The sequence below is a fragment of the Burkholderia cepacia genome (assembly GCF_001039005.1).
GTDB classification, from domain to species: domain Bacteria; phylum Pseudomonadota; class Gammaproteobacteria; order Burkholderiales; family Burkholderiaceae; genus Burkholderia; species Burkholderia theae.
This window is the reverse complement of record NZ_LDWR01000041.1, coordinates 306,509-325,756: the sequence shown is the minus strand read 5'-3', so window position 1 is coordinate 325,756 and position 19,248 is coordinate 306,509. Positions and strand designations below refer to the sequence as shown.

Here is a 19,248-nt window from a genome sequence, read left to right as displayed (position 1 = left end):
CCGCATGCGCTTTGGCGCATGCGGGCCGCGTGGTTTATCCTTTCCCCGTTTTTCTCCGTCGATACAGGCCCGCATGAACGACCTGCTGCGTTCCTTCGTCCGCGCATTGGCGAGCGCATTGCATCCGCGCATGCTCTGGCTCACCCTGATGCCGTTCCTCGTCTCGGCCGTCCTGTGGGGCGTCTTGCTGTGGTTCTCGTGGCAGACGCTGATCGACGCCGCGCGCGGCGCGCTCGACGGCTTCGTGCTGACGGCCGCGCTGTATCGCGCATTCGACGCGATCGGCATGTCGCAACTGCATGCGGTCGTCGCGCCGTTCGTCGTCGTGTCGCTCGCGATTCCGCTGATCGTGCTGACCGTGCTGCTGCTGATCGCGACGATTTCGATGCCGGTCGTGATCAAGCACCTGTCGAACCGGCAGTTCGCGGCGCTCGAGTCGAAGCGGGGCGGCACCTTCTTCGGCAGCGTGTTCAATTCGCTGTGGGCGGCACTGGCCGGCATCGTCGTGCTCGTCGTCACGATTCCGCTGTGGCTGATCCCGCCGTTCTTCGCGCTGCTGCCGCCCGTGATCTGGGGCTGGCTCACGTATCGCGTGATGACCTACGACGCGCTCGCGCTGCACGCGAGCCGCGACGAGCGCCGTACACTCGTGAAGCAGCACCGCTGGCAGCTGATCGGCATCGGCGTCGCGACCGGGCTGCTCGGCACCGTGCCGACCTTCGTGTGGGTGTCGTCGGTCTGGATGATGGTGCTGTTTCCGTTCGTCGCGGCGGCCATGATCTGGGTTTACGCTTTCATCCTCGTCTTCTCGGCGCTGTGGTTCGGGCACTATTGCCTGCGCGCGCTGGAGGACTTGCGCGCGAGCGCGCGCGCCACCGCAATCGACATGGGGCAGGCATGAGCATCGGCATCATCATCATCGGCGACGAAATCCTTTCGGGCCGCCGGCAGGACAAGCATCTGGCGAAGGTCATCGAGCTGCTCGACGCGCGCGGTCTCGCGCTCGACTGGGCCGAATACGTCGGCGACGATCCGGCGCGCATCACGGCGACGCTCGCGCGAGCGATCGCGTCGGGCGACATCGTGTTCTCGACGGGCGGCATCGGCGCGACGCCGGATGACCACACGCGCCAGTGCGCGGCCGCCGCGCTCGGCGTGCCGCTCGAACTGCATCCGGAAGCGAAGGTGCTGATCTCGGAGCGGATCCGCGAAACGCACGCCGATCCGGCCACGCCGGTCGACTTCGACTCGCCGGAGAACCAGCACCGCTTCAACATGGGCGTGTTCCCGGTGGGCGCGACGATCATCCCGAACGGCTATAACCGGATTCCCGGCTTCTCGGTCGGCGATCTCCACTTCGTGCCGGGCTTTCCGGTGATGGCGTGGCCGATGATCGAATGGGTGCTCGATACGAAGTACGCGCACCTGCATCATGCGACGCCGCACGCGGAGCGCTCGCTGTACGTGTTCGAGCTGCCGGAATCGACGCTCACGCCGCTGATGGAGCGCATCGAGCGCGATTTCCCGGGCGTGCGCGTGTTCAGCCTGCCGAGCGTGGGCGACGCGGAGCGCGGCGGGATCTACGCGCGCCGTCACATCGACCTCGGCGTGAAGGGCGAGCCGGAAGCGGTCGCGGCCGCGTTCGTGAAGCTGCGCGAAGGCGTGCACTTGCTCGGCGGCGACGTCGTCGAGCCCGATCTGCCGCGCGCCTGAGCGGCGCGTCAATCAAACGCACAAAAGCCACGGGCCGCGCAATGCGGCCCGTCATCGGCATGTCATCGCCCGGCTCGACGATGGTGCAGTTGCAACCGCCGGGAGGGGCGTGCCGTCAGGCGCCGATCCAGGGCAGCTTGCGGAAGCACCAGCCGTCGACCGTCTTGCGATGGCCTTCGGCATCCTTCGCGCCCTCGAAGCCTTCGAGCAGGTCGAATGCCTTGGTGAAGCCGGCCTGCGACGACGCGACCGCGGCGAGCTTCGAGCGCGCGGCGCTGCGGCACAGGAACAGCACGGGCGTATCGGGCGGGAGGGCGGCCTTCAGTTCGTTGACGAATTCGGCGTTCGGCACGCCACCCGGGTAGCGCGTCCATTCGAGGTGCAGGTACTGGCCGTCGCCGACGAGCGGACGTCCGATCCAGTCGAGTTCGGCGCGGGTGCGCACGTCGACGAGGCGCGCCGACGGGTCGAGCTGCAGCAGTTCGAATGCTTCGACCGGCAGCAGTGCGCCGGCGTAGTTGAGCGCGCCTTGTGCGCGGCGTTCGTCGGCCTTCGCGTAAAGCTGGTCGAGCGTACTCATGGCGGGGAGTCTCCTGTCGGTCAAACGAACATTCTAGCGCGGCGTCGCTTCCCGGATGTCCGTATGCGGCACGGTGCGCGCACCGCACACGCGTTCACCAAAAGGGTGCAGAATGACGCGCATGCACCAGAATGATTCAACGAGTTCGGCGCGTTTCGGCGATTGCACCATTCAGGTGCCTTCGGTTGGCGGCCGATGCGGCCCCGGGCCCCGGAATCGCGCAGCACAGCCCCGTCGCGGCGAGCGCCGGCGCGGTTCGCGCCAATCTTGCGCATGGGTGGCACGGAAGCTGCTTTATAGAATTCGGTCAAATCGGGGCGCGCTGCGCAAAAGCTTGATCCCGATCAGCTCGATAAACGAGGCGGTTCCCAGTCCGCCGGAATTGTTCAATCAGGAGAAGAGGTTATGAGTAAAACCGTCGCCGACGTCATGCAACTCGTGAAGGACGAGGACTGCAAGTTTGTCGATTTCCGCTTCACGGATACGCGCGGCAAGGAACAGCACGTGTCGGTGCCGGTTTCGGCGTTTGACGAAGACAAGTTCGAAAGCGGTCATGCATTCGACGGTTCGTCGATCGCGGGCTGGAAGGGTATCGAGGCGTCGGACATGCTGCTCATGCCGGACCCGAGCGCTGCCTTCATCGACCCGTTCTATGAAGAGTCGACCCTCGTGCTGACCTGCGACGTGGTCGAGCCGGCAGACGGCAAGGGCTACGAGCGCGATCCGCGTTCGCTCGCGAAGCGCGGCGAAGCGTACCTGAAGAGCACGGGCATCGGCGACACGGCCTACTTCGGCCCGGAACCGGAATTCTTCATTTTCGACTCGGTCCAGTGGAACACGGACATGTCGGGCTGCTTCGTGAAGATCAACTCGGAAGAAGCACCGTGGTCGGCCGGCAAGGAGTTCGAAGGCGGCAACACGGGCCACCGTCCGGGCACGAAGGGCGGCTACTTCCCGGTCGCACCGGTCGACACGTTCCAGGACATGCGTTCGGAAATGTGCCTGCTGCTCGAACAGCTCGGCATCCCGGTCGAAGTGCACCACCACGAAGTGGCGGGTCAGGGCCAGAACGAAATCGGCACGAAGTTCTCGACGCTGGTCGAGCGTGCGGACTGGACGCAATGGTCGAAGTACATCATCCATAACGTCGCGCACTCGTACGGCAAGACGGCGACGTTCATGCCGAAGCCGGTCGTCGGCGACAACGGTTCGGGCATGCACGTTCACCAGTCGATCTGGAAGGACGGCCAGAACCTGTTCGCGGGCAACGGTTATGCCGGCCTGTCGGAACTGGCGCTGTTCTACATCGGCGGCATCATCAAGCACGCCCGTGCGCTGAACGCGATCACGAACCCGACGACGAACTCGTACAAGCGTCTGGTCCCGCACTTCGAAGCACCGGTCAAGCTCGCTTACTCGGCGCGCAACCGTTCGGCATCGATCCGCATTCCGCACGTGTCGAACCCGAAGGGTCGCCGTATCGAAACGCGCTTCCCGGATCCGATGGCGAACCCGTACCTGTGCTTCACGGCGCTGATGATGGCCGGCCTCGACGGGATCCAGAACAAGATCCATCCGGGCGAAGCCGCGGACAAGAACCTGTACGACCTGCCGCCGGAAGAAGATGCAAAGATCCCGACCGTTTGCGCGGGCCTCGACCAGGCACTCGAAGCACTCGACAAGGATCGCGAGTTCCTGACGCGCGGTGGCGTGTTCACGGACGGCATGCTGGATGCGTACCTCGCGCTGAAGGAGCAGGAGTTGGCGAAGTTCCGCATGACGACGCACCCGATCGAGTTCGAGATGTACTACTCGCTGTAATCGGCGATGGCGCTTCGATTCAGCGCCGTTTTGCCGGTTCGTTCCCGTCGCGCGGCTTGCGGCGGGAACGGCGGAGTCTGAAAGGGGACGGCGTCCAGCCGTCCCTTTTTTGTTCCGAGGATTTTCATTTTCTGGCCCGGTGAGGCGCGACAAGCACGCAGATGGTTCTGAAGAATCTGATCAAGGCGAAGACGGGGCAGCCCGAGCGACTGACGGACGACGAGCGGCTCGCGCGCTCAGGCCTGCTTGCGGGGCTGGAAGCGCTGCCGACGGTCGTGATCGTGCTCGACCGCAAGACGCTGCGGATCGCGTTCGCGAACCCGTCCGCGGAGGCGATGCTCGACATCTCGCGCCGGCAACTCGCGCAGCGGCCGTGGGGCGAGATTTTTCCGAACGCGAACGAGCTTGCATCGACGATCACCGCGATCGGCGAGGAGCGCTTTCATGCGACGCACCTCGATACCGTGCTCGACCGGCCCGGCCGCGAACCGCTGCACGTGCATGCGATCGTCGGTTTCCTCGAGACCGCGCCCGATTTCGTGCTCGTCGAGCTGTTCGAGAACGAGCGGCAGTCGCGTACCGATCGCGAGGAGCGCATCCACGACCTGACCGCGGTCAACAAGCAGCTGATCCGCAACCTCGCGCATGAGATCAAGAACCCGCTCGGCGGAATTCGCGGCGCAGCCCAGCTGCTCGAATTCGAACTCGGCGAGCGCGAGCGCGGCGAGTTGCGCGAATACACGCAGGTGATCATCAAGGAGTCCGATCGCCTGCAGACGCTCGTCGACCGGTTGCTGGAGCCGCATCGGCATCCGCATATCGTCGGCGACGTGAACATTCATGAAGTGTGCGAACGCGTGCGCGCGGTGATGCTCGCGGAATTCCCGCGCGGACTCACGATCGAGCGCGACTACGACGTGAGCGTGCCGGATCTGCGTGGCGACAAGGAGCAGCTGATCCAGGCGCTGCTCAACATCGTGCGCAACGCCGCGCAGGCGCTGCGCGAACGGATCGCGCAGGGCGACGCGAAGATCGAGCTGCGCACGCGCATCGCGCGCAAGATCACGATCGCGAAGCGCCTGTACAGGCTGGCACTGGACTTGCATGTGATCGACAACGGGCCCGGCATTCCGGAAGAGATCCGCGACCGGATCTTCTATCCGCTCGTGTCCGGGCGCGAAGACGGCAGCGGCCTCGGCCTCACGCTCGCACAGACGTTCGTGCAGCAGCACGACGGGATGATCGAGGTCGAAAGCCGGCCCGGACGTACCGAATTTCAGATCCTGCTACCGCTCGACCATTGAGCGGCGGCAGTGCGATTCACCGGATTTCCCCATTCTGACCGACCTATGAAGCCGATCTGGATAGTAGACGACGACCAATCGATCCGCTGGGTGCTTGAAAAGGCGCTCGCCCGGGACAGCTTCGCGACGAAGAGCTTCGCGAACGTGCGCGACGCGCTGGCTGCGCTCGATCACGAGACACCGCAGGTGCTCGTGTCCGACATCCGGATGCCGGGCGGCTCGGGCCTCGAGTTGCTGCAGGCGATGCACGAACGCCTGCCGGGCCTGCCCGTCATCATCATGACGGCGTTCTCGGATCTCGACAGCGCCGTGGCGGCGTTCCAGGGCGGCGCGTTCGAATACCTCGCGAAGCCGTTCGACGTCGACAAGGCGGTCGAGCTGATCCGCCGCGCGGTCGAGGAAAGCCTGCGCGGCGGCACGCCGCAGGACGAGCGTGTCGCCGAGGCGCCGGAGATGCTTGGCCAGGCGCCCGCGATGCAGGACATGTTCCGCGCGATCGGGCGCCTGTCGCACTCGGCCGCGACCGTGCTGATCACGGGCGAGTCGGGCACCGGCAAGGAGCTCGTCGCGCGTGCGCTGCATCGTCACAGCCCGCGTGCGAACGGACCGTTCATCGCGCTGAACACCGCGGCGATTCCGAAAGACCTGCTCGAATCCGAGCTGTTCGGTCACGAGCGCGGTGCGTTCACCGGCGCGCAGACGACGCGCCAGGGCCGCTTCGAGCAGGCCGAGAACGGAACGCTGTTCCTCGACGAAATCGGCGACATGCCGTTCGACCTGCAGACGCGCCTGTTGCGCGTGCTGTCGGACGGGCAGTTCTATCGTGTCGGCGGGCACAACCCGCTGCGCGCGAACGTGCGCGTGATCGCCGCGACGCACCAGAATCTCGAGGCGCGCGTGCGGCAAGGGCTGTTCCGCGAGGATCTTTACCACCGGCTCAACGTGATCCGGCTGCGCCTGCCGCCGCTGCGCGAACGCAGCGAAGACATTGCGCTGCTCACGCGCCACTTCCTGCAGAAAAGCGCGCGCGATCTCGGCGTCGAGCCGAAGCGGGTGTCCGACGACGCACTGGCATACCTCACGTCGCTGGCGTTTCCCGGCAACGTGCGGCAACTCGAGAACCTCGCGAACTGGCTGACCGTGATGGCGCCCGCGCAGACCGTCGAGATCAAGGATCTGCCGCCCGACCTCGTGCCGGCCGGTGCGCCGGTCGTCGCGACGGGCGACGGCATGGATGCGCACGGCAACGGCGGCGGCGCGCTGGCCGGGCAGCCGGCCATCGGTGCGGCGCCGGTGGCGTCCGCGCCCGTCGCGGCCGCGCCGAACGGCGCGCCGGCCGGTTATCCGGTGTGGGAGCATGGCTTGCGCACCGAAGTCGCGCGGCTGTTGCGCGAGAACTCCGCCGACGTGATGGACGAGCTCGCGCGCCGCTTCGAGGCGGCCGTGATCCGCGAGGCGCTCGACTTCACCCGCGGCCGCAAGGTCGAGGCCGCGGAGCGGCTCGGCATCGGCCGCAACACGATCACGCGCAAGATCCAGGAACTCCATCTGGAGCCCTGAGCATGATTCGCGGCACGCGCGGGCATCGCGCGTGCCGCGATCGGACATAATCGCGGTTTGCCGTTACGCCAATCCGCAATGTCCGATTCCTTCCGCTGGCCCGCCGGGGCCGACCCGTTCCGTTTCCTCGAAGCGCTCGACAGCAAGCGCGCCCGCACGTGGGTCGACGAGCAGAATGCACGCACGCGCGCCGCGCTGCGCGACGACGATGCGTATCGCGCGCTCACGGCGCGTCTCGCGAAAGCGTATCTGCCGCGCGAACGCCCGGTGATTCCGACCCGCTGGCGCGACTGGGCCTACGACCTGTGGCAGGACGATCTCCATCCGAAGGGGCTGTGGCGCCGCACGCGCTGGGATGACTGGCGCGCCGGCCGGCCGGCATGGGAAACGCTGCTCGACGTCGACGCGCTCGGTGCCGAAGAGGGCGAATCGTGGGTGTTCGAGCAGGACGCGATCCTGTATCCGGACGGCGACCGCGCGCTCCTCTCGCTGTCGCCGGGCGGTGCCGACGCGGTCGTCGTGCGCGAATTCGATCTCGTCGAGCGCCGTTTCGTCGATGGCGGATTCACGATCGACGAGCCCGGGCATCACACGATCGGCTGGATCGACCACGACACCGTCTACGTGAGCTGGGATCGCGGCGAAGCGCATGCGACCGCGGCCGGTTATCCGTATGAAGCACGGCGCTGGGTGCGCGGCACGCCGCTCGCCGACGCGCCCGTCGTATTTCGCGGCGAACCCGACGACATCAGCGCGGGCGCGGGGTTCGATCCGATCGACAACCGTCATGTCGCGTGGCGCAGCGTCGATTTCTTCGACGCGCACGCGTACCGGCTGACGGAGGCGGGCGACTGGGCGCGCTACGACGTGCCGACGCATGTCGAAGTCGGGTTCTGGGAAGGCTGGCTCGTGCTGGAGCCGCGTCTCGACTGGGATTGCGACGGCGTGCGCCATGCGGGCGGCTCGCTGCTGGCGATCCGCGAGCAGGCCTTCATGGACGGGGCGCGCGACTTCACGACGCTGTTCGCGCCGCAACCGTCGACGTCTGCGTGCACGTGGACGCACACGCGCACGACGCTGATCGCGAGCTGGCTCGACGACGTGCACAACCGCACGATGCTGTGGCGGCCGCGGCAGGCGGACGACGGCACGTGGACGTGGGACGCGCGGCCGTTCGACTGGCCGGGCGACGCGCAGATCGACGTCGAGCCGGTCGAGTCGACGCTGAACGACGAGATTTATGTGGACGTCGACACCTATCTCGATCCGCCCGAATGCTGGCTGGCCGATCTTGCCGATCGCGCGGCCGATGCGCCGTCGCGCCGCGTGCTGCTTGACCGGCCACCGGTGCAGTTCGACGCGACCGGGCTCGTCGTGCGTCGCGCGAGCGCGCGCTCGCGCGACGGCACGGTGGTGCCGTACACGCTGATCGGGCCGCGCGATGCACTCGATGCGCCCGACGGCGCCGCGCGCGTCGCGCGGCCGTGCCTGCTGTCGGGTTATGGCGGCTTTGCGATCCCGAACCTGCCGGGCTACAGCGACGCGTTCGGCATCGCGTGGCTCGAACGCGGCGGTGTCATGGCGTTCGCGCACATCCGCGGCGGCGGCGAGTTCGGGCCGCGCTGGCACGTCGACGCGCAGTGCGAACACCGGCAGCGTTCGTTCGACGATTTCATCGCGGTGGCCGAGGATCTGGCGGCGACGGGCGTGACGACCGCCGCGCAGCTCGGGATCGAGGGCGGCAGCAACGGCGGGCTGCTGGTCGCCGCGTGCATGGTGCAGCGGCCGGAACTGTTCGGCGCGGTGCTCTGCCGCGTGCCGCTGCTCGACATGCGACGCTATCCGAAGCTGCACGCGGGCGCCGCATGGCTCGACGAATACGGCGACCCCGACGATCCGCGTGAGGGCGCGGCGCTGGCCGCGTATTCGCCGTATCACCGCGTGCGCGAAGGCGTCACGTATCCGCCGTTATTGCTGACGACGTCGACCCGCGACGACCGCGTGCATCCCGCGCATGCGCGCAAGATGGCCGCGCGCATGCAGGCGCTCGGTCACGAACGGGTGTGGTACTGGGAGAACACCGACGGCGGCCACGGCAGTGCCGACGATCTGGAACGCGCCGAATCCGACGCGGCCGAATTCGGGTTCCTGTGGGCCCATCTCGGGCCGGCGCCCGCGCGTCGCTGAACGCGCGCGGGCGGCGCGATCAGCCGACGACCGCGACGACGGGCGTGTGGTCGGACGGCTGTTCCCACGTGCGCGGCGTGCGGTCGACCTCGCACGACGTGCAGGTTTCCGCGAGCGCCGGCGACAGCAGGATGTGATCGATGCGCAGCCCCGCGTTGCGGCGGAACGCCATCATCCGGTAGTCCCACCACGTGAAGGTCTTCTCGGGCTGTTCGAAGCGGCGGAACGCATCGACGAAGCCAAGCTCGATCAGCTGCGCGAAATGCGCTCGCTCCTGCGGCGACACGAGGTTCTGGCCTTCCCATTTCGCGGGATCGTGCACGTCGCGGTCTTCCGGTGCGATGTTGTAGTCGCCGAGCAGCGCGAGTTTCGGGTAGCGCTGCAGTTCGGTGCGCAGCCACGCTTGCAGCGCGTCGAGCCACTGCATCTTGTAGGCGAACTTGTCGGAGTCGGGCGCCTGGCCGTTCGGGAAATACGCGGACACGATGCGCACACCGTCGACCGTCGCGGCGACCACGCGCTGCTGCGGATCGTCGAAGCCGGGGATGTTGCGCACGACATCCGCTTCGTCGACGGACAGCGTGTCGCGCGCGAGGATCGCGACACCGTTGTAGGTCTTCTGGCCCGTGAACCAGCTGCGGTAGCCGGCCGCTTCGAGATCGGCGCGCGGGAATTTCTCGTCCGGCAGCTTCAGTTCCTGCAGGCACAGCACGTCGGTCCCGCTTTGCGCGAGCCAGTCGAGCACGTGCTGCTTGCGGACGTTGAGCGAGTTGACGTTCCAGGTGGCGATTTTCATGAACGGAAGTGTGCGTGCGGGATAAATGCGGAGGGCGCCATCTTACCGCGAGCACGCGGTGCGAACGCGCGCGACGCGATGAAGGCATCACGCATCACGGGGCACTGCAGCGGGGCGGGAAGAAAGGATTGTGACAAAAGTGTTGACGTAAGTACTTCCTCACCCTATAATTTATTTCTCTGACGCGGGGTGGAGCAGTCTGGCAGCTCGTCGGGCTCATAACCCGAAGGTCGTAGGTTCAAATCCTACCCCCGCAACCAAGCACACCAGACGATGTGCAGCGCAAGTGACCACTGCGCGCTTCGTCGACAGGAACCCGGCCCCGTGCCGGGTTTTTTGTTTTCTGCGCGCGTATCAGCGCGCCGCCCACTCCACGGCCGCCTTCGCATGCAGCGCGGTCGTGTCGAACACCGGCAGCGGCGAGTCGTCCGCGCCAATCAGCAGCGTGATTTCCGTACAGCCGAGGATCACGGCCTGCGCGCCGCGTGCCGCCAGCCCTTCGATGATCGTCACGTACGTCGCGCGCGACGCTGCGTCGACGATGCCGTGGCACAGCTCGTCGTAGATGATCCGGTGCACGTCGTCGCGGCCGCGTTCGTCCGGCACCAGCACCTCCATCCCGAACTTTTCGCGCAGCCGCTGCGCATAGAACGGCAGCTCCATCGTGTAGCGCGTGCCGAGCAGCGCGACGCGCTCGATGCCCGCGTCGCGCAGCGCGGCGCCGGTCGGGTCGGCGATATGCAGGAACGGCAGCGTCACCGCGGCTTCGATCGCTTCGTGCACGCGGTGCATCGTATTGGTCGTCAGCACGACCAGATCGGCGCCGGCCGCTTCGAGCTGCCGCGCGGCGTCGGCCATCCGTTCGCCGAGCGCGGCCCAGTCGTGCGCGCGCTGCAGCGCTTCGATCTCCGCGAAATCGACCGTCACCAGCACGCTCTTCGCGTTGTGGTGCCCGCCGTGCAGCGCCTTCGAGTGGCGGTTGATCAGCCGGTAGTACTCGGCCGACGATTCCCAGCTCATCCCGCCGATCAGTCCGATCGTCTTCATCCGTCGCCTCTGCATGTCGTGTGTCGTGGCAGACGAGTATAGGGGCCGCAACCGGCGCACGGACGGTACGATCCGCGCGCAGCGGACCGGTACGGCACCGCCGGGCCGGGCGGCCGATGGCGGGCGCACGCGACAGTTGAAACCGGCACTGTGTTTTTGTACAGTATCGGCACCGTGAACCCGACCACCATTCCGCCTGCCGATCCGCACGTGCCGCCGCCGGGCGACGCGCTGCCGCGCATGCGCAAGATCATCCACTGCGATTGCGACTGCTTTTACGCATCGGTCGAGATACGCGACGACCCGTCGCTGCGCAACCGGCCGCTCGCGGTCGGCGGCCGGCCCGACCAGCGCGGCGTGATCGCGACCTGTAACTACGAGGCGCGGCGCTACGGCGTGCATTCGGCGATGTCGTCGGCGCTCGCGATGCGCAAGTGCCCGGACCTGCTGATCCTGCCGTCCGCGATGGACAAGTATCGCGCGGCGTCGCGGCAGATCATGGCGATCTATCGCGATTACACGCCCGACGTCGAGCCGCTGTCGCTCGACGAGGCGTACCTCGACGTCAGCGGCTCCGAGCGGTGCCAGGGCAGTGCGACGCTGATTGCGCGCGAGATCCGCCAGCGCGTGCACGACACCGTCGGCGTGACGGTGTCGGCCGGTGTCGCGCCGAACAAGTTCATCGCGAAGATCGCATCCGACTGGAACAAGCCCGACGGCCTGTTCGTCGTGCGGCCGCACGAGATCGACGCATTCGTCGCGGCGCTGCCGGTGCGCAAGCTGCACGGCGTCGGCAAGGTGACGGCCACGCGGCTCGACCGGCTCGGCATCCAGACCTGCGCGCAGCTGCGCGACTGGCCCCTGATCGACCTGCATCGCGAGTTCGGCGCCTTCGGGCGGCGGCTGTACGAACTGTCGCGCGGGATCGACGAGCGGCCCGTGCAGGCCGACCAGGAGCGCAAGTCGGTCAGCGTCGAGACGACCTACGTGACCGACCTGACGACGCTCGAGCAATGCGCGGACGAAATCCGCCGCCTCGTCGTGCAGCTCGACACGCGCGTCGAGCGCGCGGGCGCCGCGCGGTCGATCCGCAAGCTGTACGTGAAGATCCGCTTCGCCGATTTCCAGCGCACGACGGTCGAGTGCGTGGCCGACGCGACGAATGCGGACACGGCCGTCACGCTGCTCGCGAAGGGGCTGCAGCGGCGCGCGCAGGCCGTGCGGCTGCTCGGCGTCGGTGTGCGTATCGACGAGGACACGGCCGAGCGTCACGGGCAGTTCTCGCTGTTCGACGACGAATCGTCCGCACCATGAAAAAAGGCACCGCCGAAGCGGTGCCTGTCGTTCCTGCCGGCCGAGCCGGGCAGCGCGCTCAGTGCGTGGGCGCGGCCATCCCGTTGTGGCGCAGCAGCGCATCGATCTTCGGCTCGCGGCCGCGGAACGCCTTGAACGAATCCATCGCCGGGCGGCTGCCGCCGACCTCGAGGATTTCGCGGCGATAGCGCGTGCCGGTTGCCGCGTCGAGCACGCTGCCGCTTGCGGCGGCCGCTTCCTCGAATGCCGCGTACGCGTCGGCCGACAGCACCTCGGCCCACTTGTAGCTGTAGTAGCCGGCTGCATAGCCGCCCGCGAAGATATGGCTGAACGTGTTCGGCCAGCGCGAGAACGCCGCCTGCGGGATCACGTGGTAGCGCTCGTTGATCTCGCGCGCGAACGCGTTTACGCCGGTCGCGCCGGCCGGGTCGAAGTCGACGTGCAGCAGCATGTCGAACATCGAGTACACGATCTGGCGCAGCGTGCCGAGCCCGCTCTGGAAATTTTTCGCGGCAATCATCTTGTCGAACAGCTCGCGCGGCAGCGCGGCGCCCGTGTCGACGTGCGACGACATCGACGACAGCACGTCCCATTCCCAGCAGAAGTTTTCCATGAACTGCGACGGCAGCTCGACCGCATCCCATTCGACGCCGTTGATGCCCGACACGCCGAGCTCGTCGACGCGCGTGAGCATGTGGTGCAGCCCGTGGCCGAATTCATGGAACAGCGTGATGACTTCGTCGTGCGTGAAGCATGCGGGCTTGCCGCCGACCGGCGCCGAGAAGTTGCAGGTGAGGTAGGCGACCGGGGTCTGCACGTCGCTGCCGCGCTTCGCGCGCGAACGCGCGTCGTCCATCCATGCGCCGCCGCGTTTGCCTTCGCGGGCGTACAGGTCGAGATAGAACTGTGCGACGAGCGAGCCGTCGCGGTTCTCGACGCGGAAGAAGCGCACGTCCTTGTGCCACACCGGTGCTTCGTCCGGCTTGATCCGCACGCCGAACAGCGCCTCGGTGACGGTGAACAGGCCCTTCAGCGCGGCCGGTTCCGGGAAGTACTGCTTGACCTCGTTTTCCGAGAACGCGTAGCGCTGCTGGCGCAGCTTTTCGGCCGCATACGCGATGTCCCACGGCGCGAGTTCGGCCAGGTCGAGTTCCTTCGCGGCGAACGCGCGCAGTTCGTCCCAGTCCTTGTCCGCGTGCGGGCGCGCACGCGTCGCGAGATCCTCGAGGAACGCGATCACCTGCTGCGGCGATTCGGCCATCTTCGGCGCGAGCGACACTTCGGCGAAGTTGCGGTAGCCGAGCATCTGCGCCTCTTCGCGGCGCAGCTTCAGTTCGTCGGCGACGATCGCCGTGTTGTCCCATTCGGCCTTGCCGTCGCCGTACTGCGGCCCGAGCTCCGACGCGCGCGTCGCATACGCGCGATAGAGCGTCTCGCGCAGCGCGCGGTTGTTCGCGTACTGCAGCACCGGGAAGTACGACGGGAAGTGCAGCGTGAATTTCCAGCCGTCCTTGGCGTCCTTTTGCGCGGCTTCGCGGGCAGCCTCGATCGCGTCGCCGGGCAGGCCGGCCAGCTCGGCCTCGTCCTGCACGAAGTACGCGTACGCGTTGGTCGCGTCGAGCACGTGGTCGGAGAACGCCTTCGACAGCGCGGCCTGCTGTTCCTGCAATTCCGCGAAGCGCGGTTTCCGGTCCTCGGGCAGCTCGGCGCCCGACAGGCGGAAATCGCGCAGCGCGTTGTCGAGGATCTTCTTGCGCTCGGCGGACAGCGTCGCGTATTCGGCGCTCGCGGCGATCGCCTTGTACTTCTCGTACAGCGCGAGATTCTGGCCGACGCTCGACCAGAATTCGGTCACGCGCGGCAGGTTCTCGCCGTAGGCGGCCCGCAGTTCGGGCGTATCGGCGACCGCGTTCAGGTGACCGACGATGCCCCAGGCGCGACCGAGCGGCTCCGACGCGTGTTCGACCGTCTCGACCACATCGGCCCAGGTCGACGGCGTCGCGGGCGCGCTCGCGGCTTCGACCGCGCGGGTGGCTGCGTCGAGCAGCGTATCGAGCGCGGGCGTCACGTGTTCCGGGCGAATCTCGCCGAAGCGGGGCAGGCCGGAGAAGTCGAGGAGCGGATTGGTGTTGGCGCTGGCGGACATAAGACTCCCTGTCTGTTGCCGGATGAACCGGGATAAAAAGGGTAACGGCGGTAAGGCGCAACGGCGCCCGATATCGACATTATTGGGGCGCATCGTGCGCTTTCCAATCGTTAGTTTCTAACGGCGCGATTGACGCAGGGTCGGATGCGGGGCGGAAAGCGGTCTGGCGAGGGACGGCGGCGAGGCGAGGCGAGGCGAGGCGAGGCCGGCGCGGAGTGGCCGGTGAGACGCCGGCGCACGCGAACCGCGCGCCGGCTGAACAGGCGCGCGGTCAGGCGGCCGCGGCGGCGGCGCGCTCGGCGGCTTCGATCGTGTTGATCAGCAGCATCGTAATGGTCATCGGGCCGACGCCGCCCGGGACCGGCGTGATGTGGCCGGCCACTTCCTTCACGCCCGCGAAGTCGACGTCGCCGCACAGCTTGCCCGCGTCGTCGCGGTTCATGCCGACGTCGATCACCGTCGCGCCGGGCTTCACCATGTCGGCGGTCAGGATGTTGCGCTTGCCGACCGCGGCGACCACGATGTCGGCCTCACGCGTGTGCGCGGCGAGGTCGCGCGTCTTGCTGTGGCAGATCGTCACGGTCGCGCCGGCTTCGAGCAGCATCATCGCCATCGGCTTGCCGACGATGTTCGAGCGGCCGATCACGACCGCGTTCGCACCCTGCAGCGCGATGTCGTGGGCTTCGAACATCTTCATCACGCCGTACGGCGTGCACGGGCGGAACAGCGGCTTGCCGGTCATCAGCGCGCCGGCGTTCGCGACGTGAAAGCCGTCGACGTCCTTCTCCGGCGCGATCGCCTCGATCACCTTGTGGCTGTCGATGTGCGCGGGCAGCGGCAACTGGACGAGGATGCCGTGGATCTTCGGATCGCGGTTCAGCTCGTCGATGCGCGCGAGCAGGTCGGCTTCCGACAGCGTCGCGGGGTAGGCATCCTTCAGCGAGAAGAAACCGTTGTCCTCGCACGCCTTGATCTTGTTGCGCACGTAGACTTCGCTCGCCGGGTTCGCGCCGACGAGGATCACCGCGAGACCGGGCTGGTGGCCGCGTGCGGTCAGGGCGGCGGCGCGTTCGGCGGCCTGCGCGCGCAGGGTCTTCGAAAGGCCGTTGCCGTCGATGAGGAGGGCTGTCATGGTGGTGGGTCCTGCCGGGAAGTTGGAATGCGGGCGTGCGACGCTCGAAGCGCCGCAGCAAAGCACGCAATTATACCGTTCGCCTGCTGCCGTCCGACAGCGAATCAGCGGAAAGCGTCATGGCCGCGGCGCTCGCGCGCCGGGAAGAAACGCCGCCGCCGCGCGAGTGGGCCGCATCGCGCGGGGCGGCAGGGGCAAGCCCGCCATCGGCGTGAACAGGCCCCTGGGCCGGGCGGGCAGCGCCGCCGCGGCCGGCGAACGCTCAGGCCTGTTTCTTCGACAGCGCGAGGCGCAGCAGGTCGGCCACCGTGTTGACGTTGAGCTTTTCCATGATGTTCGCGCGGTGCGCTTCGACCGTCTTGATGCTGATGCCGAGATCGTCGGCGATCTGCTTGTTCAGGCGGCCCGCGATGATCCGTTCGAGCACCTGCTGCTCGCGCGCGGTCAGCTTCGACAGGCGTTCGCTCGCGGCACGCTGTTCCTGGACGCTCTTGCTTTCGCTTCGGGCCTTGTCGAGCATCCGCTCGACGAGCTTGCGCAACTCGGCTTCGTCGAACGGTTTCTCGATAAAGTCCATCGCACCCTTTTTCATCGTCGAAACGGCCATCGGCACATCGCCGTGACCCGTGACGAAGATGATCGGCAGCGCGGCGTTGTCGGCGATCAGGCGCTCCTGCAACTCGAGGCCGCTCATGCCCGACATCCGGACGTCGAGGATCAGGCAGGCGATCTGGCCGGCCTGCTGCGCAGGCTGGTAAGCATCGAGGAATTGCTCGGCGCTCGAGAAGCATTGCACGCGATAGCCGTTCGCCTCCAGCAGCCAGCGCAGCGAGTCCCGTACGGCCTCGTCGTCGTCGACGACAAAGACGGTTTCCTGAGTGGTGGTGACAGGGCTATTCATAGTTCTCCCGTAACGGTATGTGATGCCGATGCGTCGCGCCCCCCTCGGCCGAGATCAGCGGGTTCCCCAATGGGCAGGCTGCAGTGGAACGTCGCGCCGGAAATGCGGCCATCCGGCTCGACGTTGTTGACCACCCACAGACGCCCCCGATGCGATTCGATGATCGAACGGCAGATGTTCAGCCCCATGCCCATGCCATCGGACTTGGTGCTGTAAAACGGTTCGAACAGGCGCTCGGCGGTCGCTTCGTCGACGCCCGGGCCCTGGTCGATCACGCGGATGTCGACGAATCCCGCATCGATGTCGGCGACGACGCGGATCACGCCGTCCGCCGACACCGGCTTCACGTCGGCCATTGCTTCGGCCGCGTTCTTCATCAGGTTCATCAGGACCTGCTCGATCAGCACGGGGTCGACATAAATAATAGGCATTCTTGCGAGGATTTCCGTGACGATCCGGATCCTGCGCTTCCTGGCCTCGATTTCGGCGAGCCCGACCGCGTCGGCGACGATGTCCGCGACGCGCGCCGGCTGGCGCTTCGGCTCGCTGCGCTTCACGAATTCGCGGATCCGCTTGACGATCATCCCCGCGCGCAGCGCCTGCTGCGCGGTCTTTTCCAGCGCGGGCTGCAGCGTCTCGGGCGTACCGCGGCCGCTCTTGACGAGTGCGAGCGTGCCCGAGCAGTAGTTGTTGATCGCGGCGAGCGGCTGATTCAATTCGTGAGCAATCGACGACGCCATTTCACCCATCGTCATCAATCGGCTCGTGAACTGCAGCTTCTCTTCCTGCTGGTGCGCGAGTTCCTGCGCCTTCTTGCGGGTCGTGATGTCGGTCGCGATCTGCATCTGCGCGAGGTGGCCGTCCACCCACTGGATGTACTGGCGGCGCACCTCGAACCACTTCTGGATGCTCTCGACATACACCTCCTGCGCATCGGCGGTGCTGCTCGTCAGCGCGGCGGCCGGCAGGCCCGCGAACGCGTCGACCATGTCGATCGAGTCGGACGAGGCCTGCGCGCGGTCGAAGCCGCCGCCAGACAGTTCGAGATGGCCGTCCGGGCGGATGCCGAACAGGTGGCGGTAGTAGCGGTTCGCGAACAGCAGTTCGGCCTCGTCGGCGGCCAGCACCGACACCGCGGCGTCGAGGCTTTCGAGCACCGTCGTGAAGCGCTCGTGCGCGGCCGCGAGCTCCTCGCGCGCGCGCTTCGGCTCGGTGATGTCGGTCATCGACGACATCCAGCCGGTCTGGCGGCCGGAGCTGTCGATCAGCGGCGACACGTACAGGCGCGCGTGGAACAGCGTGCCGTTCTTGCGCCGCACACGCAGCTCGAAGCCCGAGCTCGGCGCCTTGCCGCGCAGCGTCATGTCGAGCTGGCGCTGCATCTCCGGGTAAGCGTCGCGCGGCCAGTACGGGAACGGCGCGACCTTGCCGACGAGGTCGGTTTCGTCCCAGCCCGTCATCCGGCAGAACGCGGGGTTCACGTGCGTGATGCGGCCGTGCATGTCGAGCACGCGCATGCCGATCAGCACCGAGTTTTCCATCGCGCGGCGGAAGAACGCTTCCGCGTACAGCGCCTGCTGCGCCTCGAAGCGCTGGCGCGTGTGCTTCCACAGGCTCCAGAGGCTCCACAGCACGAAGCACGACAGCCCCGCGACGAGCCACACGAGCGTGTTGTTGGTCAGGTTGGTGAGCTGCGGGAACGCGTACACGCGCACGGTCAGCCCCTGGCCGGGCGGATCGAGCGGCAGGTCGTAGTGGGAGTCGCGCGGCAGGCGCGGGCGCGTCGAGGTGGACGACAGCTCGCGGTTGTTCGCGTCGGTGATCGAGATCTTGTACTTCGACGACAGTTCCTGCGGGATGTCGTGCTTCAGGACGCCTTCGACCGAGAACACCGCGGCGATCGAGCCGAGATATTCGCGGTCGCCGCGCATCACCGGCGTTTGCAGCGTGATGAAGCCGTTGCCGAAGTCGTCGTAGATCAGCGGCGAATAGGCCTGGCGGCGCGTGCTGCGCGCTTCGTCGTAGGCGCCGCGGACGGCGTCCTGCATCTGCGCATCGCCGGGCTTCGCGAGCCGCTGGCCGAGCAGCGGCGGATGCACGGTCGGCCAGCGCTGCACGCCGGGTGCCGTATACCAGTTCAGGTAGAGGATTTCCGGATGCGTCTGCATCACGTCGGCGACGGCCATCTGGAACGCGTTCTGGTCGAGGCGGCCGGACGCGAGATCGCGCGACAGCGCCTGCAGCTGTTCCTGTGCGCCCGTCATCGACAGGCGGATCTGCTGCTGCGCCCATGCGACGTTACGGAACAGGGTGTCTTCCTGCTGCTGCTGCTCGCGGCGGTTGAGGCTCCACAGGATGAGGCTCATCACCACGAGGAACACGAGGATCGACAGCAGCGGCGTCAGCAAATAGGAATTGGACCACCACGGTCCGTGGTGCCAACGGGACGGCTGCGACTCCGCCGGCGGGCCCGACGGTCGCGCCGAGCGTGCGAAAAGCCGATCGGTCAACATGGCAGGATTGTAGCGCAGCGCAATACATGGAAAACCTATACCGGATATGTTGAACGGAAACGGATTTGTTCAGCCGGAACGCGCCGGAGCGCCCCGAAATATGGGTGCAGCGCAGCAATATTCCGCATTACGAGAAAAGATCTCACGATTCGAAAATTTTGTTGCGCAGGCCCGCGCACGCTCATTACAATCCGCTGGAGCTTGCCCGCAGCCGGTCGCGTCGCGTCGTCTGCA

Annotated in this window: 14 protein-coding genes and 1 tRNA gene; 8 read left to right on the top strand and 7 right to left on the bottom strand. The window is 67.0% G+C overall.

Translation table 11 applies throughout. The annotated features are described in order from the left end of the window. Window positions 1-73 precede the first annotated feature (73 nt). Together VL15_RS23255 and VL15_RS23250 are read left to right on the top strand one after the other, a co-directional pair. Entirely contained in the window at window positions 74-901 is an 828-nt protein-coding gene (locus VL15_RS23255; protein ID WP_048248804.1) for an EI24 domain-containing protein, read from the top strand. Next, window positions 898-1,713 carry a competence/damage-inducible protein A gene (locus VL15_RS23250; protein ID WP_048248803.1) on the top strand — a complete coding sequence of 272 codons (816 nt, stop codon included), beginning with the start codon at window positions 898-900 and terminating at the stop codon, window positions 1,711-1,713. Before VL15_RS23255 ends, VL15_RS23250 begins: the two co-directional genes overlap by 4 nt. Window positions 1,714-1,828: 115 nt before the next feature. Here the strand turns inward: VL15_RS23250 and VL15_RS23245 are convergent, their stop codons facing one another. Next, complete coding sequence (locus tag VL15_RS23245; RefSeq protein ID WP_048248801.1) at window positions 1,829-2,293, bottom strand: rhodanese-like domain-containing protein; 465 nt, start codon at window positions 2,291-2,293, stop codon at window positions 1,829-1,831. Between the two features lie 405 nt (window positions 2,294-2,698). Here VL15_RS23245 and glnA point away from each other — a divergent pair, with 405 nt between their 5' ends. The 4 genes from glnA (at window position 2,699) to VL15_RS23225 (ending at window position 9,165) form a co-directional block, all read left to right on the top strand. Further along, window positions 2,699-4,114, top strand: coding sequence for a type I glutamate--ammonia ligase (gene glnA, locus VL15_RS23240; RefSeq protein WP_048248800.1), 1,416 nt, complete (start codon window positions 2,699-2,701; stop codon window positions 4,112-4,114). Between the two features lie 161 nt (window positions 4,115-4,275). After that, window positions 4,276-5,418 (top strand): nitrogen regulation protein NR(II), encoded by a 1,143-nt coding sequence (gene glnL / locus VL15_RS23235; protein ID WP_048248798.1) that lies wholly within the window; start codon window positions 4,276-4,278, stop codon window positions 5,416-5,418. Window positions 5,419-5,463: 45 nt separating this feature from the next. Further along, complete coding sequence (ntrC, locus tag VL15_RS23230; RefSeq protein ID WP_048248797.1) at window positions 5,464-6,978, top strand: nitrogen regulation protein NR(I); 1,515 nt, start codon at window positions 5,464-5,466, stop codon at window positions 6,976-6,978. A gap of 78 nt (window positions 6,979-7,056) precedes the next feature. Next, window positions 7,057-9,165, top strand: a complete 2,109-nt coding sequence (locus VL15_RS23225; protein WP_048248796.1) for a prolyl oligopeptidase family serine peptidase — start codon at window positions 7,057-7,059, stop codon at window positions 9,163-9,165. 19 nt (window positions 9,166-9,184) lie between these two features. On the opposite strand, the gene xth is transcribed toward VL15_RS23225, so the two are convergent. After that, window positions 9,185-9,961, bottom strand: a complete 777-nt coding sequence (xth, locus tag VL15_RS23220) for an exodeoxyribonuclease III (protein WP_048248794.1) — start codon at window positions 9,959-9,961, stop codon at window positions 9,185-9,187. A 183-nt stretch (window positions 9,962-10,144) separates the two neighbouring features. Between xth and VL15_RS23215 the strand changes: the two genes are divergently transcribed. Further along, window positions 10,145-10,221, top strand: a tRNA-Met gene (locus tag VL15_RS23215). Between the two features lie 94 nt (window positions 10,222-10,315). Here VL15_RS23215 and VL15_RS23210 read toward each other — a convergent pair. Further along, on the bottom strand, window positions 10,316-11,008 hold the full coding sequence (locus VL15_RS23210) for an aspartate/glutamate racemase family protein (RefSeq protein ID WP_048248793.1): 693 nt from the start codon (window positions 11,006-11,008) through the stop codon (window positions 10,316-10,318). 150 nt (window positions 11,009-11,158) lie between these two features. Between VL15_RS23210 and dinB the strand changes: the two genes are divergently transcribed. Then, window positions 11,159-12,322: a DNA polymerase IV gene (gene dinB / locus VL15_RS23205; protein ID WP_048248790.1), complete on the top strand. Its 1,164-nt coding sequence runs from the start codon at window positions 11,159-11,161 to the stop codon at window positions 12,320-12,322. Window positions 12,323-12,380: 58 nt separating this feature from the next. On the opposite strand, the gene VL15_RS23200 is transcribed toward dinB, so the two are convergent. The 4 genes from VL15_RS23200 to fixL all read right to left on the bottom strand — a co-directional run bounded on the left by VL15_RS23200 (window position 12,381) and on the right by fixL (window position 19,014). After that, window positions 12,381-14,468, bottom strand: a complete 2,088-nt coding sequence (locus VL15_RS23200) for a M3 family metallopeptidase (protein ID WP_048248789.1) — start codon at window positions 14,466-14,468, stop codon at window positions 12,381-12,383. Window positions 14,469-14,739: 271 nt separating this feature from the next. Beyond that, window positions 14,740-15,600, bottom strand: coding sequence for a bifunctional methylenetetrahydrofolate dehydrogenase/methenyltetrahydrofolate cyclohydrolase FolD (gene folD / locus VL15_RS23195; protein ID WP_048248787.1), 861 nt, complete (start codon window positions 15,598-15,600; stop codon window positions 14,740-14,742). A 262-nt stretch (window positions 15,601-15,862) separates the two neighbouring features. Further along, window positions 15,863-16,501, bottom strand: coding sequence for an oxygen response regulator transcription factor FixJ (gene fixJ, locus VL15_RS23190; protein WP_006493245.1), 639 nt, complete (start codon window positions 16,499-16,501; stop codon window positions 15,863-15,865). Continuing rightward, the gene (fixL, locus tag VL15_RS23185) at window positions 16,498-19,014 is read right to left on the bottom strand and encodes an oxygen sensor histidine kinase FixL (RefSeq protein ID WP_048248784.1); all 2,517 of its coding nucleotides are present in this window, start codon (window positions 19,012-19,014) and stop codon (window positions 16,498-16,500) included. The genes fixJ and fixL overlap by 4 nt, the downstream gene beginning before the upstream one ends. Between the last annotated feature and the right edge of the window lie 234 nt (window positions 19,015-19,248).

Excerpts from the sequence above, each read along its gene's own strand:
- VL15_RS23255 (WP_048248804.1), top strand. The coding sequence starts at position 74 with ATGAACGACCTGCTGCGTTCCTTCGTCCGCGCATTGGCGAGCGCATTG.
- VL15_RS23250 (WP_048248803.1), top strand. The coding sequence starts at position 898 with ATGAGCATCGGCATCATCATCATCGGCGACGAAATCCTTTCGGGCCGC.
- VL15_RS23245 (WP_048248801.1), bottom strand. The coding sequence starts at position 2,293 with ATGAGTACGCTCGACCAGCTTTACGCGAAGGCCGACGAACGCCGCGCA.
- glnA (WP_048248800.1), top strand. The coding sequence starts at position 2,699 with ATGAGTAAAACCGTCGCCGACGTCATGCAACTCGTGAAGGACGAGGAC.
- glnL (WP_048248798.1), top strand. The coding sequence starts at position 4,276 with ATGGTTCTGAAGAATCTGATCAAGGCGAAGACGGGGCAGCCCGAGCGA.
- ntrC (WP_048248797.1), top strand. The coding sequence starts at position 5,464 with ATGAAGCCGATCTGGATAGTAGACGACGACCAATCGATCCGCTGGGTG.
- VL15_RS23225 (WP_048248796.1), top strand. The coding sequence starts at position 7,057 with ATGTCCGATTCCTTCCGCTGGCCCGCCGGGGCCGACCCGTTCCGTTTC.
- xth (WP_048248794.1), bottom strand. The coding sequence starts at position 9,961 with ATGAAAATCGCCACCTGGAACGTCAACTCGCTCAACGTCCGCAAGCAG.
- VL15_RS23210 (WP_048248793.1), bottom strand. The coding sequence starts at position 11,008 with ATGAAGACGATCGGACTGATCGGCGGGATGAGCTGGGAATCGTCGGCC.
- VL15_RS23200 (WP_048248789.1), bottom strand. The coding sequence starts at position 14,468 with ATGTCCGCCAGCGCCAACACCAATCCGCTCCTCGACTTCTCCGGCCTG.
- folD (WP_048248787.1), bottom strand. The coding sequence starts at position 15,600 with ATGACAGCCCTCCTCATCGACGGCAACGGCCTTTCGAAGACCCTGCGC.
- fixJ (WP_006493245.1), bottom strand. The coding sequence starts at position 16,501 with ATGAATAGCCCTGTCACCACCACTCAGGAAACCGTCTTTGTCGTCGAC.
- fixL (WP_048248784.1), bottom strand. The coding sequence starts at position 19,014 with ATGTTGACCGATCGGCTTTTCGCACGCTCGGCGCGACCGTCGGGCCCG.